We start from the raw sequence: 15,280 nt of genomic DNA, 5'->3' as shown, positions 1-15,280 counted from the left end.
GCACATTTTGAACAGAAGGATTTGCTGCATGGCATCCATCCAAGCGTTGCATCAAGAGCTGATCACTAAAGAGCGCTCAGCCCAAGAAATTACCGAAGCAGCCCTGGAAACCATTCATCAATTAGAACCCAAACTCCATAGTTTTTTGGCCATTACTGCTGACCAAGCACTCGCCCAAGCTAAACAGGTCGATGCTCAGTTAGCTGCGGGGGAAGAGATTGGTTTACTAGCGGGGATTCCCATTGGTATCAAAGATAATATGTGTACCAAAGGAATTGCTACAACCTGTGGGTCAAAAATCCTTCAAAACTTTATTCCCCCTTACGAGTCTACCGTAACCCAAAAATTAGCGGCAGCGGGGGCAGTTATGGTGGGTAAAACCAACCTAGATGAATTTGCCATGGGCAGCTCCACAGAAAACTCTGCCTATCAAGTCACGGGCAATCCCTGGGATGTCTCCCGCGTGCCGGGCGGTTCCTCGGGGGGCTCGGCTGCAGCGGTAGCGGCTGATGAATGTGTGGTATCCATTGGCTCGGATACAGGTGGCTCTATTCGGCAGCCAGCAGCCCTCTGTGGTGTGGTTGGTCTCAAGCCTACCTACGGATTAGTATCTCGCTTTGGTCTGGTGGCTTATGCCTCTTCCTTGGATCAAATTGGTCCTTTTGGTCGCACCGTCGAAGATGCAGCCATCCTATTACAAGAAATCGCAGGTTACGACCCCCAAGACTCTACTAGCCTCAAAGTCGAAATTCCTGATTATTCCAAGTCTCTGATTCCTGACCTTAAAGGGAAAAAGGTAGGAGTGATCACCGAAACCTTTGGGGAAGGTTTAGATGAGGTCGTAGAAAAGGTCGTTCGCAAGGCGATCGATCAATTAGCTGAACTAGGCGCTGAGGTCCAAGAGATTTCTTGTCCACGCTTCCGCTATGGGTTGCCCACGTATTATGTGATTGCCCCGTCGGAAGCCTCTGCCAACCTAGCCCGCTACGATGGCGTCAAGTATGGCTACCGCACCGATGACCCCGACGATCTGATGTCTATGTACACGAATACTCGGGCTGAGGGGTTCGGGGCTGAAGTGAAACGCCGAATTATGATTGGCACCTATGCCCTGTCTGCGGGCTATTACGATGCTTACTATCTAAAAGCCCAAAAAGTCCGCACGTTAATCAAAGAAGACTTTGAGAAGGCGTTTGAGAGTGTAGATGTGTTGGTCTGTCCCACCACGCCAACAACCGCATTTAAGGCCGGGGAGAAAACAGCTGATCCCTTAAGCATGTATCTCTCTGACTTAATGACGATTCCTGTGAATTTAGCTGGATTACCGGGTTTGAGCCTACCCTGTGGCTTTGATGATCAAGGATTACCGATTGGTTTGCAGATGATTGGTAATGTCTTACGGGAAGATCAGGTGCTACAAGCGGCCTATGCCTATGAGCAATCTACAGAATGGCACAAGGCATCTCCCAAACTATAATCTCATTCGTACATTTGCCCGCAGTCAAGAAACACTTGAAATTGTTGCCAAGTAACCCTTTCTAAATCGTTCTGAGGAGAAGGCATATCGTCTGAATTTTTGGTTCCCTGTTGAGCACTATCGTCTAAGGCTTCGATTAAACCTGGAACAAATTGCTGCAGGGTATCATTTCGTGAATCCTCGACGTCCAAGGAACCAGCCACAGCACATTCAAGATAGCTTACTGGCTCAAAGTTATACCAAATTGATTTCCGGGGGGAATGGATTCCAAAATATCGTAGTTTGTTGGCAAGCATGCCGTGATCAGCCATTTCATGCAGATCAACGATTTGTCTAATTAAGGTTAACTGAACACTATGAAAGCTTGCGAAATTGTTCGGAAGATCATCATACTGTTCATTCCATTCGGTACTAAAAGGTAATGGAACACCAACAAATCCTCTTTCTAAGAGCTCATAAAATTCATTAGCCCGGATGGAAACAGCATCTGCATAACAATTAACACCTGCTAATAAAGCTCTCAGATATATTTCAAGTGTGCGCTGGTTCTGGATCTGCTGTTGCAATAAGTTATTAATCTCAGGGCATAAATCACGATTCGTGTGGATCTGAGACATCGCATTTACTCATATAGATGATGGAGGTTATTGACCCAACAGAATTATGCCTATTCTCACTAAAATCCAGATTGAGTTAGCGAGTCAAATTGAAGAAAATTGTCCGCAGGGTTGGTCAGTCAGAACTTGACTTAAAGCTATTCCTGGGAGAACAGATGCATACTACTACGTGGGAAGTGTTAATCATCAAAACCGTAGACTTGGTTACTATTGTATTCATCCCTTTGGCACTGTAGAAGAGACTTGGCCATAAGGAGGTAAGCATGCAATTTTCGCATTACTCTGTCACTGAACTTTTAGAGTTAATTGAACAACGTCAAAGAGGACGTTTGTTTGTAAAAGATCTTGAAGTACAGTCCGCTTGCCAGGAACTCAGACAGCGCAAGCCGACTCGATGCTATAGCGCACAGGAATTCTCAGAAGCACTTCAATCCGATCACTTTTGGCAACGTCAGCAAGTTTGACCAGCATTGCAGGTGCGCTCTCACTAGCGTTAAACTCTGACTCCAAATCAACAAGCGTCATTTGACTTCAGGTGCTAGTGCCGTTTACAGGTTAGGTTATATCTAGGACTAAGATAGCCCCATCAAATTACAGAGTTTGTAGAGAATTCGAGCACCCACATTGCCGTCCCACACCCCATTCCCCACTTCACAGATATCACAGCCAATGAGCGATCGCCCACTGTGAACAATCCTTCGACACAGATAAAAAGCTGCTTCCAACTCCAATCCACCCGGAACCGGAGTACCCGTGTGGGGGCATAACTTGGGGTCTAACCCATCCACATCAAAACTAATGTAGACCTGCTGAGGAAGATGCGTCACCATCTCTTGGCAAAGGGAGTGCCAAGTCGTCCCTTGATAAAGCTGCGTCTTCAGGTCTGGATCATAGTAGGTCACAATTCGTCCCTGGGATTGAGCGACGGTTTCAACTTCAGCCGCACAGACATCCCGCACCCCCACCTGAACAAGCTTCCTGACCTGGGGCAGTTTCAAGACATTAGCCATAATCGATGCATGGGAAAATTCAAACCCTTGATAGGCTTGACGTAAATCGGAATGGGCATCGATTTGAAGAATACCAAATTCGTCATACTGCTCAGCCAATGCCTGCAAGTAGCCCAAGGGAATGCTGTGGTCTCCGCCTAAAAGTGCCAGCTTTTTCCCCTGAGCCAGAACAGTTTGGGCTTGCTGATAAATCCACTGATTAAGGTGGCGACATTCCTGATTCACTTCCGTTAGCGCGGTCATCAAGGTGGATGAATCGGCAACCGTATGGCCTTGACTGGTATGCTCAATCACGGCTTGAGCCTTGGCTTTTATCTCATCATTTTTAGCCAGGATAAAGTCGGGAATGCCCGCCAGATAAATACCTTGCTGCCAGCCACCTGGATGATCAAAATCGTATAAATCCAACTGTGGGGACTCTCGCAGAATCGCTGCTGGTCCTTGAGCTGTCCCAGAACCGTAGGAAACCGTCACTTCCCAGGGAATGCCCCAAACGATAATCTGGGCACTGTCAAAGTCGAAGGGCAGGCCAAACAGATTGCCATTTTCTAGGCCCACGCCATTAGGATCAAAGGCCGTCATTGGTCTAGACCAGCACAGGCTGCTCCACCGTAATCATGTCTTTCACAAAGGTGGGTAAACAGAAAGCGGCTTGGTGAATCCCAGGATTGTAATAGGCCAATTGATGGTCTTGGGAAAACTGCTCGGCTTTTTGGAAGTCGAAGTCTTGGAGGGGATGTGGACCATTCTTGGAGCAGTAGGCAAAGCTCCACATCCCAGTGGGGTAAGTAGAAATAAAAGCTAGATAACAGTGAATTTGAGAAGCCCCAAAAATCGCGCCTAAGTCCTGATAAAGTTCCACAAATTTGGGTTGATTAAACCGGGGAGACTCGCTTTGGGCCACCAGAACTCCACCTGAGCTTAAAACTCGGTGTACCTGGAGATAAAATTCCTTGGTAAACAGGGGCGCAGAACATCCAACGGGGTCAGAGGAATCAATAATAATCAGGTCATAGGACTCATCGGCAGCTGCTGCTAAATACTCGATACCATCGCCAATCAGTAGATTCAGTTTGGGGTGGTCTAGGGCTGAAGACAAGGTGGGTAGATGTTCTCTAGCAGCCTTGATCACCACCTCATCAATTTCGACTAGGGTGACCTCTTCAACTTGAGGATAACGCAAAATTTCCCGAACGCTACCGCCATCACCACCACCAATCACCAGCACTTTTCGAGCGGAATAAGTGAGCATGGGCACATGGACAATCATCTCGTGATAGGCTTTTTCATCCCCTTCACTGCACATGACCATATTGTCGATCACCAGCATCTTGCCGTATTCAAAGGTATCGAGCACTTCGACGGTTTGGTAGGGCGACTTTTCCCGGAAAATCCAGCCGCCTCGATGTCGAATGGATAAGGCAATATTGTCATTGCGATCCGTAAACCAGACGGTGCGTTTTTCCTGAGGATCCGAATATTCGTAGGCAGCGACCTCTTCGGGACGCTTGAAGTCAACATTTTCTGTTTCCAGCAAATGGAGTTGGCCTCGGTTTAACTCCAGAGCAGAGCCATGATCGGCTTGAAAGGCTTCCTTGAGGATTTCATAGGCAATCCAGGGGTTAACGGACATGCCACAGGTAAATAAGTCCAAGGCCGCATAGCCGTACTCAGGCCAAGTATGAATGGCAAAATGGCTTTCCTGGAGCACGATAAAGCCGGAGACGCCGATGGGTGGAAACCGATGAAATTGGGAAGTGATGATGGTCGCGCCTGATTCCTTCGCTGCTCTCAACATATTGGTCTCAATTAGGAGAACATCGTTTAGGACTTCGGCAGAACCGCCATAAAACTCAACTAAGATATGTCTTCCAAGTGAATTCATAGGTTTTGAAGAGAGTGGAGAGAATATTTGGGTCGCAGTGCAGATAAGCTCCCGCTTCCTGATCTGGGCAGGTATGTCCCATCAAGATCACTGAGTTAACTATCTGGGGGCAGGCTTTTGCGAAGGGCAAGCTTGAGAAATCGTAGTGCTCAAAGTATGCCCATGTTGTCTTCAATTAAATCCTGAACAAAAATGGTTTGATATTTGTATCACTGGATTTAGCGCCTCCCAATCTGCGGTGGGGTTCAACCAATCAGCGCTGATGCGTTGCCGTGAGGTTGCCCCAAGTAATGTGCTGATGTTCAAAATCCTGTTCTATTTTGTCATGAAGCGGAGACAGATTTTGGCTGAGACAAAGTAATTGGGTTCCAATTCTAATCTTCTAGGTTAAGGTCACGCCAACGATTGAGGGCAGCGGCTAGTTCAAATCTACGAAACGCGACAAAATTTCCCTCGGGGAAAGAACTGAGGGCCGATAGTCCATCTGTAGACAGTTGATACAGAATAGCTCGGATCGCTTGGGCAAAATTCAGATCAGTGGGTGGAGATTGATGGAGGTAAAGGATGGCGGCTGCGATCGCACGCAGTTGCCCAGACTCCACAAGCTGCTCGACGTAGCTTAGATCAATGGCTTCACGACCTAAAATAATTTCCCGTAACTCATGGACTTTAACCTTGGCAGGCCGGCCTTTCCATTCCAACGCTGATGGATTGAGATGGAGGGTTCGAGGTTGGTGGGTGCCGATGGGTTGTCCCGCTTCGCAGGTGCGATCGCTCGGATACTGCCCTGCGATCGCATGGGCTTGCCCTGTCACGTTTTCAGGGCGATACGCCGTTAGAGCAATCACCGTATCAGCGACTTCAAAATAATCCCCGCTGCCGCCCATCACCAAAATACTGGAAACACCGTGTTCTTCATACAGAGGGCAAATTTGATCGATGAACGGAGTGATTGGTTCCTGGTCTTTGGCAATTAGAGATTGCATTCTGCGATCGCGAATCATCAAATTGGTGGCGGTGGTATCTTCGTCAATCAGTAAGACTTTTGCATCCAGCTCTAAAGCTTCGATCATATTGGCCGCTTGTGAGGTACTGCCGCTAGCATTCGTCGTATAAAACTGGGTCGTATTCTGTTGATGGGGCAGATGGTTAATAAATGGAGAAAGGTCTAAGCCCGTCACCGGGCGCCCTTCTTCAGCCCGAATTTTGACCGCATCTCCGTTAGTGACTACATACTCACGACCATCTACCGGAATATGGTTGTAAATTCCTAGCTCTAGAGCCTTCAGCAGCGTCGATTTGCCGTGATAGCCACCGCCAACAATCAACGTAATGCCTTCAGGAATTCCCATGCCCGTAATCGCACCACGATGGGGACAGTGAAATTCAACCCGTAAGGATGCCGGTGATTGAAAGGGGGTGGCAGCATCTAAAGGACGTCTATCAATGCCACTTCGACGGGGCAAGATGGCTCCATCAGCGACAAAGGCTACTAGTCCTTGATGAGACAGTTGCTGTCTCAGCCAGTCAGCATCTTCGTGGGTATCAATATGGTGCTGGAGCTGTTGCGTGGACAATTGAGCATATAGTAGGCCCTCCACCAACTGAGGAATCTGTTCACACAGCAAATCAGCCGCCTGCCACCCATCGATGCGGCGGCCCCGAGCGGGCAAGCCAACCCAAAATCGCAGCTCGACCTGCTCGTCATCAATAAAAGCTGCAGTCCGCTCTAAGATTTCCGGACCCGGCTGGGTAATCGCAATCAAGCCACTATTGCCAGTGCCCGAACGGCGCTGCCTCTGTTGTGCCAACTGGTGAAACTGTCGAGTTAAGAAATCCCTGAGTCCCACTGCTCGACTATGATTGGCGTATAACGCTGCAGGAAAACCCGCGATGTTCTGGGGGATCAGGACCCGGCATTGGCTAGGCTTAGCAAACGGATCGCCCTGTACCCGATCAATTTTTAGGGTAAATCGAGGAAAGTTATACGCGCCTCGAATGATTTTATAGGCTTTGTAGCCTTTGCCATCCAGTTGCTGTAACTGCTCTACCAGACGAGTATGATGGGTCATGGCAACTCCAGCGCATAAGGTTCTGCCTCCCCTAGAGATATCCTGTTCTCTGCTGAGACTTCACCATTAAAAAGGGGACGCCATACAAGAAGCAACACCCCCCATGCAAGAAGTTTCACTCTGGCTCGTTCCTCAACCCGAGGATGCCGCTTATTTGCAAGGCATAATCGATCAGCTGGCCGAAAAATATCAAGCCCCTAGATTTAGCCCCCATGTCACCCTTGCCGGACGCCTCCAAGTCTCTGAGCAATATCAATCATCACTATCGGAGCTGGCAGCGGCTACACCGATCTTGCAGCTGCATAATCAAGGCTTAGACCATAGTGCAACGTTATTTCGAACCGTGTATATCCGCACTTCTCTCGCCGATTCTCTGGTGACCTTACGAGAACAGGTTTACGAACTGTGGCCTGAGAATGCCGTCAAACCTTTTATGCCCCATATCAGTTTGATCTATAAAGAATTGACTTCCTCCGAACGCCAGCTCATCATTCAAGCCCTGAAGATCAAAGAAACGTTTATTTTCGATACCCTAGCAGTAGTCAGTCCACAACAACCAGGAGAATGGACTGCTGTAGAAACTTGGCAAACCCTAGATTGCTGGAATTTAGATCATCATTCTGCTGAAGTGAACCCCTTGCCCTAAACCTTTATGGATAGACCCGAAACATTTCAAGGCTATGTAAGCGATTTTGGCAATTATTCATGGGTTGTCTTATTTGTGAACGCTCCCATGGATGCTGTTTCAAACCACTATGCTGAGACGTTACAGCGTGAGATGGTTCACAATTTACCGATCACGGCCTCCACAACCAAATAAGCGGATCAATATGACCCCACTGGTGCAGTGGTCCAAGTTATTGATAGTGACTGGGTGATTATCTTCCATCATGTCGGCAGATATATACCGCTAGACTCAGTATCCGACTTCTCCCAAAACCTGAATGCCCAGGTGCTCGTCTTTGCAGGGGAAGATACTTCAGGCGCAGTAGACTGCCAACTCTATTCGCCAGGAAACCTCAAAACCCGCTACCAAACCACCGAAGACTTTGAGGAGGAAGCCGAAATTTATGAGGAAATGGCGGAAGAAATAGCAGCCGCAGGCATCTCTCTTCAACCCAGCACTATTATTGATAGCTACGAGAACTTATTTCAATCCCTGAGGATTCAAACGATTCAGCTAACCCTAGACGAGAATCGCTCCAAGGCCTTCGTGTCCGAAGTCTATCAAAACAAAATTCAAAGAGTGGATCTGATTACCCAGCCTTTGTAAGACCGTCACAAGCTGAAGGCATAGAGATAGTTGTCCCCCTTAACGGCTGCCCACGAGTTGCCGATAGCGGCTTTCACTGAGACCACAACTTCTAAGATCGGGGTTGCTATCGCACACATTTTTAGGACCGGACTGAATATCTTGTTCCAGACGCACGACGCGATCGGGGACTGCGGGGTGTGTACTTAAGAACGTAGGAGTCGATCGGCTAGACACTAGTTTGCGCATAAATGCTGGCATGGCTGAGGTAGCATAATCTGCTGCTCTCAGAATACGCAGCCCTTCCCGATCTGCATCATATTCGTCACTCCGGCTTTGGGGGCGACTGACCAATAAATTAACCCCAATATTGGCAACTTGACTCCGGTTGGAACCCGTGATGGCTGTGGTTAATCCTTGAGCAACCATGGTTTTGCGAATTTGCTTGACCAAGTGCTTCCGGTCAATATGGCCAATTTCATGACCAATCACACTAGCCAGCTGGGCTTCATTATCTGCGGTATTAATCAGGCCCGTGGTGACATAAACGCGGCCTCCCATGGTGGCAAAGGCATTCACCCGTTTATCGTCGACGACCTGAAACCGATAGGCCACTTTCCGTCGTCTGGCACCCGCTTCCACCAAACGCTGGCCAATACGATTGACATAGCGGTTTAGGGTCCGCCCTTGGTGTAAGCGCATCCCTTGGCTTTGCAGGTTACGGTGAATCTGCTCGCCTAGCTCCCGTTCCTGCTGATTGGAAAGATTAGACAGCTGAATCACTTGAATTCCCCGGAAGATCAAATCTCTCAGAGGAATTGCTTGGGCTGGATTTGGAGTTGCGATCGCAAGACTCGTTGCTAAAGTAGTAGCAGCAACAACACGCTTAGAAATGGGCGGCTGGGAAACTGCATCTTTCATAAAGTCACCAGACGATGAGACAGCATCATAGGCGTAACTCTCTGCCCGCTTGAGCGTATTGAGCAAAGAGATACACAATTCCTATGTGCTAATTATGACGCTGAATGACCGTAGGAGTTTCCTGCCCGTAGGCCAATCTATAGAACCAGACTATTCTTAGTAGGCATTTTGGTCTCTCAGGAACACAAATGCTGTCTTCAACAGAATTTGAATATCTAGGCTTAGAGACCAGTTCTTCAGGTATTCCAAGTCATAATCAATGCGTCGCTTCATCTTGTCTAAGGTTTCCGTTTCACCCCGACAACCATTCACCTGAGCCCACCCGGTAATACCAGGCTTGACCTTATGGCGCAGCATATAACCACTAATGAGCTTCCGATACATCTCATTGTGAGCCACCGCATGGGGACGAGGTCCCACCAGGCTCATGCGACCTTGCCACACATTCAAAAATTGAGGGAGTTCATCCAAAGACGTTTTGCGTAGGAAGCCACCCACTGGGGTAATACGACGATCACCACGAGTCGCCTGAACCACAGCACCACCATCTTCCATCACCGTCATGGAGCGGAACTTATACACAATGATTTCTTGGCCATTTAAGCCGTACCGACGCTGCTTAAACAAAATCGGGCCAGGCGAGGATAACTTCACAGCTAAGGCAATCACCGTCATTACTGGAGACAGCACCACCAGAGCTAAGCCAGACAACACCACATCAATCGCCCGCTTAAAGACATACTGCAAATCTGAGAAAGGAATCTCCCAAATCGAAATCAAAGGGACACCATTAATTTCGTAGGAACGACCATGCATCAGGCTGTACATCAACAGACTAGGCACGAAATAGACACAGGCCGTCGTATCTTGTAGGGCCTCGATCAGTTCTGCAAAGCGCGGCTCATCATCCGCAGCACAGGCAAGATAGACCACATCAATATGATGTCGACGAACATAATCGGGAACTTCGGATAATTTCCCCACCACCGGCACATCCGGTAACTCCGCTGGCGGCTGATCATCAAAGAAACCACTGAGCCGAATCCCTAAATCCTTACATTCGCGAATCTGTTCGGCTAAATCCAAGCTGACTTGATTCACTCCAGCAATCACCGCAGACTTAGAATTTCGCCCAGACATGCGCAGTTGGCGGAGCATCGCCCAAACCAAGAAGTGAACCACGAGCAACACCACTGGCACACTGCAAGACCAAGTCAAGATCAATGCCCTTGAAAAAATCATGGAGGTCTTAGTGGCAAAGCCAATGAAAAGCATCAGCCCCATCACAATGGACCATCCCAGGACCAATCGAATAGCGAGCAATCTTGCAGCCAAACTACGGTAGGGACGATACATCCCTGTTGACTTAAAGACCGGCAGAATCAGCAAAAATGCCGTCAGGGCAAAGAGCTGCAGGCTAGTGGTAAATGCAATGGCATAAAAATGGGCCAAAACCACCAGTAACAAAATTGCCAATGTTGGATCCAGAAGGCGCTGCACCAAGGTCACGATTGACGTATTGGCTCGGAGTGTCCAGTGGGAGTTATGGCTCATAAATCATCTTGGGGAGAACAAAACTTGTTAACTTGGCCAAATATGGCCTAATTCTAAAAGCTCAGAACGATGAATGCTGCTATCAAAACTACATTTGTAGCTTTGTCAACTTCATTGTTGATTTTTCCTGACAAAAGAGAAGTGATAGTGATCACCCTAGGTATTACGAGTTACAAATCACTCAATCACAGCACTGAAGCTAGCAGCGCTATTCCTCAAAATTAAAAAGAATTCAATGAAAAACTAAGTTTGGATGAGTATAACGTATGACCGTCAAAAATTATACTTTGGAATAAAATTGCACACTATTTATGACCTTTGAGCCTCCAAAACTAGGAAAGTACTAGCTTGTGATACTCATTTTCGGTAATAAGTTCCCGAGTGGATTCAACTCTGTCAATAAACACATAGCCCTGTAAATGGTCGCATTCATGCTGAATAATGCGTGCCACAAAGTCCTGAAAGATTTCTGTTTGGGCCTGACCGTTGCGATCTTGGTACTCAACAGAAATGGTAGAAGCACGAGGAACTAATCCTCGAATACCCGGTACACTCAAACAGCCTTCCCAGTCCTTCACCCGCTCTGCACCGATAGGGGTGATGTGGGGATTAATCATGGCAATCGGATCCATGTGAGGCGCATGAGGATATCTGAGAGTGGGGCGGGAGGCCACAATGACTACTTGCAAATCAATGCCTACTTGAGGAGCAGCAATGCCAACGCCATTGGACTCCTCCATGGTTCCAATTAAGTCATCAATTAGAGACTGAATCTCTAAATCGGTGGGATTTTGCACAGGACAGGCTGTCTGACGCAGTTTAGGATTACCAAGTTGGAGAACTTCTCGTTGCATCGCTGACATGACGGACTCTCCCTTCTGCTTAAAAGTGGTTCAATTTTAACTTTGCTTAACCCGGACTGTCGTATCCAAACATAAGCGTGAATATTACGATTTCAGTGTCTGCTCAGGAGACGGCAACCCCTTAACATTGGACTCGACAATGCCTAAGTTTTGCCAAAAATCAGGCGGATATTCCAGATCTGCTTTGCCAACCCAACCTCTTTCTAAATTGAGGATATAACCGTCATCCACCTTTTGATAGCTCACAGATTGGGTCGCGAGCTTATCCCAATCCCCGGTATATTTCAAATCTGCCAAGGATTGGGGATAGTCGCCATACCGCACTTTATGCAGTTCAATCAAAGTAATCGCTGTTTTGAAATGTTGATCACCAAACTGATTATCGGCTTCTTGCGAAAACTGATTGAAGGCTTCTGGCAACCCACAGGCACCCATGGCGAGGGTTATCCCTAACAGTAATCCCCATTGAATCGATTTAAAGCACTTTTCCATGGCGTTAACGACCTAAATCATGCATGGCATTAATCACATCGGCACAGTGTTGAGTCACATCGGCCAGTGCCGTGCGATCGCGACTAGGCGGCGGGGGAATAGGCTCTCCAATGCGGATGGTTAACGGTACACTACGCGGGAATTTCTGACCTTTGGGAATAATTTTTTCAGTCCCCCATAGGCAAACCGGCAGTAAAGGGGCCTGAATCTTGCTAGCAATTAAAGCGGCTCCCTGCTTGGGGTTAGAAATTCGCCCATCTGCTGTACGAGTGCCCTGCAAAAATAGGCCCACAGCCCACCCTTGGTCTAAGGAGGCTAAGGCCGCCCGAATCGCACTGCGATCTGCCGATCCGCGATTCACAGGATAGGCACCATACCACCGAATCAAAGTGGATAAAACCGGCACCTCAAAGAGTTCCTGTTTGGCCATAAATGCCACAGGCCGACGCATGCAGTTGGATACAAGCGGTGGATCAAAGTCACTCGCATGGTTACTCACCACCACGAGTGGACCTTGCTGGGGCACCCGTTCGGCATTGTGAATACGCCCCCGAAAATAAACATGTAAAGAGGGGCTGACCACCGTCCATTTGAACAGGTGGTAGAGGGCTAAGCTAATTGTGGGCTCACGCTGTTGTGGCATGGGGCGAACCTCGGCAAAGAACTCAATAAGACTGACCATATCAAATTGGGGTTGGGCCGGTCGGTTAAACCCTATCTAAATTCACATAGGTAGGCTCTCCAAACTATTGATATTCGTTAGAGCCATCTCTTTACAGGTCCGCTTGACCAACCCCGTTAAGACTTTGCCCGGTCCGACTTCCATAACAGCTTCAATCCCTTGATCGGCAAAGACGAGGGCCGTTTCTCGCCAACGCACAGGCCCCGTCATTTGCTGAATGAGTCGAGTTTGCAGGATAGCCGGATCGGTTGAAGGCGTTGGCTCTACATTGGAGACAACGGGCACTTGGGCAGGTTTAAAGTCGATAGAATTGAGGACTGATTCATATTCAGCCGCCGCATCCGCCATCAGAGGTGAATGGAAGGCACCGCTGACATTCAGCTCCACTGCCCGCTTAACTTTAATACTGCCTAAGACGCTATCCACAGCAGCGGGTGTGCCGGAAATGACGACTTGGCCTGCATGGTTATCATTGGCCAAGACCACGCCATCTTTACTATCAACAGTTTGACTGAGCTGATCGCGATCAAACCCCATCAAAGCAGCCATTTTGCCATCCGAAGCTTGAGACATCAGAGTTGATCGCTTTTGTACGAGCTTTAAACCGGATTCAAAGTCGAAGACTTGGGCAGAGTATAAGGCGACGTATTCTCCCAAACTATGACCCGCAACCAAATCGGGTTTTAGTCCTTTCTCGGTTAATAGGTCGGAAAAAATAGCAGACACCACGTATAAGCAAGGCTGGGTGTAATTCGTTTGGGAGAGGCGGGTTTCATCCTCCCCGCACACTTCGGGGACGGACCATCCCAAGATGCTGGCTGCAGCTTCAAACCGCTGTTTGCCGATTTCGGTGTCAAGGAGGTCGAGGCCCATACCTATGGCCTGGGACCCTTGCCCAGGAAATACCCATGCTGTTTTGGTCATACTTTTAGATTATTGCGTCAGCTCCACCTACCAGTTTTGCACTGAACGGTAGCGTTCATAACACTTTTTCGCGGGTATCAACTCCGCTTGTACCGTTTTTGTCGCCAATAGGTTGATCCTGCTACCAGGATTCCGGTTAATGCCAAGGCACCGATTAAAGGGGCAACATTACCAGAGTTGAGGGCTTGCACGCTGGAACTACCGATGAGGACAAAGGGCAAGACACTGGGAATGGTGCCCAAGATTGTCCCAATTAGAAAATCACGAAAGCGGATAGAGGTGAGACCCGCTGCAAAGTTCACCAGGCCATAGGGCATAATCGGCACTAAACGAATCGCAAACATGTAGAAGAGACCACCACGCTTGACCTCAGCATCCATTTTTTGCCAGCGTCCCGCTAATCGTTTCGCAATCGGCTCGCGGCCAATAGTGCGGCTCAAGTAAAAAGCCACAACTGCGGCAATAATGGCGGCAAGGCTTGTCCAAAGGGTTCCTAACCAAGGGCCGAACAATCCCCCTCCCATGAGATTTAGGGCTGTTGAAGGAAGAACCAAGAGGGTGGCGATGACATAAGCCAAGATGTAATAAATGGGTCCCCAAATCCCTACACGGCTAACCATGTCCTCAATTTGAGTAGTATCCAGCTTACCCAACGCCAGTAGAGCGATGCCTGTTGCCACTACACACACCACAGTTAGGAGCAAGATGCTCATACGGGGAGTGAGGAATTTTGCTCGTTTCATGGTTCAGACACATAAGGACAGCTTAGACACGAGAGTTTGAGCGTTATACCGGGTAGGGAGGATGTAGCCAACATTTGACATCGTAATATCCTTGAAGCAGATGTTAGAGCTACAGAAGTAACCGGACGAGGCTATAAATTATCGACCTCATGTATCTTTACCCAGGGATTTTATACGTATAACCACAGCGATCGTGCTTTGCGATATGGAATACAACGACGATTACGCAATATGTGAAAAGACCTACGCAACGCTACGGTTATATCCCGGCACTAAAGATCCTCATGCTGTAACCAAGCTGCTTGGCATCCAACCCACATTCACCCAACGTTTGGGTGATCCTCTGTCCTCCCGTCGGCAGGCAAGAATTAACGGTTGGTTTTTAAAGACTGAGCATTTGATTGATTCGCTCGATTCTCGCCGACACATTGATTGGCTCCTCGACCAAGTTGAACCCATTACGGATAGATTTTTTGCCCTGCGTCAGGCTGGTTGCAAAGCAGATATTAGTTGTTTTTGGCAATCCTTATCTGGACATGGTGGGCCGACTATTTCACCGCAACAGTCTCGGCGGCTTGCTGAACTTAATTTAGAACTATGGTTCGACGTCTATTTGGGCGGTTCTGAAGAGGTGGACAATGCCACTCCATTCAAAATCGTGGGATAGCACATCACTGAATTGGAATGGTGTTAAACTAATCATCCGTTTCGCTCATTTCCCGTGAACCATCGTATTGGCGAATCTATAAATATGCGGCTGTCTGCCCGAAATAGTCTGTTTAGCACTT

General features: G+C 48.2%; 17 protein-coding genes. 6 read left to right on the top strand and 11 right to left on the bottom strand.

Annotated elements, in window-relative coordinates:
- Positions 1-28 precede the first annotated feature (28 nt).
- Positions 29-1,477 carry an Asp-tRNA(Asn)/Glu-tRNA(Gln) amidotransferase subunit GatA gene (gene gatA / locus AM1_RS15985; RefSeq protein WP_012163917.1) on the top strand — a complete coding sequence of 483 codons (1,449 nt, stop codon included), beginning with the start codon at positions 29-31 and terminating at the stop codon, positions 1,475-1,477.
- Between the two features lie 2 nt (positions 1,478-1,479).
- On the opposite strand, the gene AM1_RS15980 is transcribed toward gatA, so the two are convergent.
- Positions 1,480-2,094, bottom strand: a complete 615-nt coding sequence (locus tag AM1_RS15980) for a hypothetical protein (RefSeq protein ID WP_012163916.1) — start codon at positions 2,092-2,094, stop codon at positions 1,480-1,482.
- 263 nt (positions 2,095-2,357) lie between these two features.
- Between AM1_RS15980 and AM1_RS38735 the strand changes: the two genes are divergently transcribed.
- Positions 2,358-2,558, top strand: coding sequence for a hypothetical protein (locus AM1_RS38735; protein WP_012163915.1), 201 nt, complete (start codon positions 2,358-2,360; stop codon positions 2,556-2,558).
- Positions 2,559-2,666: 108 nt separating this feature from the next.
- Here the strand turns inward: AM1_RS38735 and AM1_RS15975 are convergent, their stop codons facing one another.
- From AM1_RS15975 to AM1_RS15965, 3 genes are all read right to left on the bottom strand, one after another.
- A complete protein-coding gene (locus AM1_RS15975) occupies positions 2,667-3,686 on the bottom strand; it encodes an agmatinase family protein (protein WP_012163914.1) in 1,020 nt (339 codons plus the stop codon).
- Positions 3,687-3,690: 4 nt separating this feature from the next.
- Positions 3,691-4,989, bottom strand: a complete 1,299-nt coding sequence (gene speE, locus AM1_RS15970) for a polyamine aminopropyltransferase (protein ID WP_041659904.1) — start codon at positions 4,987-4,989, stop codon at positions 3,691-3,693.
- A 374-nt stretch (positions 4,990-5,363) separates the two neighbouring features.
- The gene (locus tag AM1_RS15965; protein ID WP_012163910.1) at positions 5,364-7,061 is read right to left on the bottom strand and encodes an ABC-ATPase domain-containing protein; all 1,698 of its coding nucleotides are present in this window, start codon (positions 7,059-7,061) and stop codon (positions 5,364-5,366) included.
- Positions 7,062-7,164: 103 nt separating this feature from the next.
- On the opposite strand from AM1_RS15965, the gene AM1_RS15960 reads away from it, so the two are divergent.
- From AM1_RS15960 to AM1_RS15955, 3 genes are read left to right on the top strand one after another with little or no spacing between them, the layout of a single operon-like run.
- Positions 7,165-7,707 (top strand): 2'-5' RNA ligase family protein, encoded by a 543-nt coding sequence (locus AM1_RS15960; protein WP_012163909.1) that lies wholly within the window; start codon positions 7,165-7,167, stop codon positions 7,705-7,707.
- A 6-nt stretch (positions 7,708-7,713) separates the two neighbouring features.
- The gene (locus AM1_RS42195; RefSeq protein WP_012163908.1) at positions 7,714-7,881 is read left to right on the top strand and encodes a hypothetical protein; all 168 of its coding nucleotides are present in this window, start codon (positions 7,714-7,716) and stop codon (positions 7,879-7,881) included.
- 27 nt (positions 7,882-7,908) lie between these two features.
- Positions 7,909-8,334, top strand: coding sequence for a hypothetical protein (locus AM1_RS15955; protein ID WP_012163907.1), 426 nt, complete (start codon positions 7,909-7,911; stop codon positions 8,332-8,334).
- Positions 8,335-8,373: 39 nt separating this feature from the next.
- Here AM1_RS15955 and AM1_RS15950 read toward each other — a convergent pair whose 3' ends face one another.
- The 7 genes from AM1_RS15950 to AM1_RS15920 all read right to left on the bottom strand — a co-directional run bounded on the left by AM1_RS15950 (position 8,374) and on the right by AM1_RS15920 (position 14,492).
- Positions 8,374-9,234: a M48 family metallopeptidase gene (locus AM1_RS15950; RefSeq protein ID WP_012163906.1), complete on the bottom strand. Its 861-nt coding sequence runs from the start codon at positions 9,232-9,234 to the stop codon at positions 8,374-8,376.
- A gap of 156 nt (positions 9,235-9,390) precedes the next feature.
- A complete protein-coding gene (locus AM1_RS15945) occupies positions 9,391-10,788 on the bottom strand; it encodes an undecaprenyl-phosphate glucose phosphotransferase (protein WP_012163905.1) in 1,398 nt (465 codons plus the stop codon).
- A gap of 332 nt (positions 10,789-11,120) precedes the next feature.
- Positions 11,121-11,651, bottom strand: coding sequence for a peptide deformylase (gene def / locus AM1_RS15940; protein ID WP_012163903.1), 531 nt, complete (start codon positions 11,649-11,651; stop codon positions 11,121-11,123).
- Between the two features lie 84 nt (positions 11,652-11,735).
- Positions 11,736-12,143: a hypothetical protein gene (locus AM1_RS15935; RefSeq protein WP_012163902.1), complete on the bottom strand. Its 408-nt coding sequence runs from the start codon at positions 12,141-12,143 to the stop codon at positions 11,736-11,738.
- 4 nt (positions 12,144-12,147) lie between these two features.
- Positions 12,148-12,786, bottom strand: a complete 639-nt coding sequence (locus AM1_RS15930) for a lysophospholipid acyltransferase family protein (protein ID WP_012163901.1) — start codon at positions 12,784-12,786, stop codon at positions 12,148-12,150.
- A gap of 81 nt (positions 12,787-12,867) precedes the next feature.
- Positions 12,868-13,749, bottom strand: coding sequence for an ACP S-malonyltransferase (fabD, locus tag AM1_RS15925; protein WP_012163900.1), 882 nt, complete (start codon positions 13,747-13,749; stop codon positions 12,868-12,870).
- A gap of 77 nt (positions 13,750-13,826) precedes the next feature.
- Positions 13,827-14,492 (bottom strand): TVP38/TMEM64 family protein, encoded by a 666-nt coding sequence (locus AM1_RS15920; protein ID WP_012163899.1) that lies wholly within the window; start codon positions 14,490-14,492, stop codon positions 13,827-13,829.
- 205 nt (positions 14,493-14,697) lie between these two features.
- On the opposite strand from AM1_RS15920, the gene AM1_RS15915 reads away from it, so the two are divergent.
- Entirely contained in the window at positions 14,698-15,159 is a 462-nt protein-coding gene (locus AM1_RS15915; RefSeq protein ID WP_012163898.1) for a DUF4279 domain-containing protein, read from the top strand.
- The last annotated feature ends 121 nt before the right edge of the window (positions 15,160-15,280 follow it).

Origin of the sequence: Acaryochloris marina MBIC11017 (assembly GCF_000018105.1) — a bacterium.
Classification (GTDB): Bacteria; Cyanobacteriota; Cyanobacteriia; order Thermosynechococcales; family Thermosynechococcaceae; genus Acaryochloris; species Acaryochloris marina.
This window is presented reverse-complemented; position numbering and strand designations above follow the sequence as displayed.

Excerpts from the sequence above, each read along its gene's own strand:
- AM1_RS15935 (WP_012163902.1), bottom strand. The coding sequence starts at position 12,143 with ATGGAAAAGTGCTTTAAATCGATTCAATGGGGATTACTGTTAGGGATA.
- AM1_RS38735 (WP_012163915.1), top strand. The coding sequence starts at position 2,358 with ATGCAATTTTCGCATTACTCTGTCACTGAACTTTTAGAGTTAATTGAA.
- AM1_RS15950 (WP_012163906.1), bottom strand. The coding sequence starts at position 9,234 with ATGAAAGATGCAGTTTCCCAGCCGCCCATTTCTAAGCGTGTTGTTGCT.
- fabD (WP_012163900.1), bottom strand. The coding sequence starts at position 13,749 with ATGACCAAAACAGCATGGGTATTTCCTGGGCAAGGGTCCCAGGCCATA.
- AM1_RS15920 (WP_012163899.1), bottom strand. The coding sequence starts at position 14,492 with ATGAAACGAGCAAAATTCCTCACTCCCCGTATGAGCATCTTGCTCCTA.
- AM1_RS15980 (WP_012163916.1), bottom strand. The coding sequence starts at position 2,094 with ATGTCTCAGATCCACACGAATCGTGATTTATGCCCTGAGATTAATAAC.
- def (WP_012163903.1), bottom strand. The coding sequence starts at position 11,651 with ATGTCAGCGATGCAACGAGAAGTTCTCCAACTTGGTAATCCTAAACTG.
- AM1_RS42195 (WP_012163908.1), top strand. The coding sequence starts at position 7,714 with ATGGATAGACCCGAAACATTTCAAGGCTATGTAAGCGATTTTGGCAAT.
- AM1_RS15930 (WP_012163901.1), bottom strand. The coding sequence starts at position 12,786 with ATGCCACAACAGCGTGAGCCCACAATTAGCTTAGCCCTCTACCACCTG.
- AM1_RS15960 (WP_012163909.1), top strand. The coding sequence starts at position 7,165 with ATGCAAGAAGTTTCACTCTGGCTCGTTCCTCAACCCGAGGATGCCGCT.
- gatA (WP_012163917.1), top strand. The coding sequence starts at position 29 with ATGGCATCCATCCAAGCGTTGCATCAAGAGCTGATCACTAAAGAGCGC.
- speE (WP_041659904.1), bottom strand. The coding sequence starts at position 4,989 with ATGAATTCACTTGGAAGACATATCTTAGTTGAGTTTTATGGCGGTTCT.
- AM1_RS15975 (WP_012163914.1), bottom strand. The coding sequence starts at position 3,686 with ATGACGGCCTTTGATCCTAATGGCGTGGGCCTAGAAAATGGCAATCTG.
- AM1_RS15945 (WP_012163905.1), bottom strand. The coding sequence starts at position 10,788 with ATGAGCCATAACTCCCACTGGACACTCCGAGCCAATACGTCAATCGTG.
- AM1_RS15965 (WP_012163910.1), bottom strand. The coding sequence starts at position 7,061 with ATGACCCATCATACTCGTCTGGTAGAGCAGTTACAGCAACTGGATGGC.
- AM1_RS15915 (WP_012163898.1), top strand. The coding sequence starts at position 14,698 with ATGGAATACAACGACGATTACGCAATATGTGAAAAGACCTACGCAACG.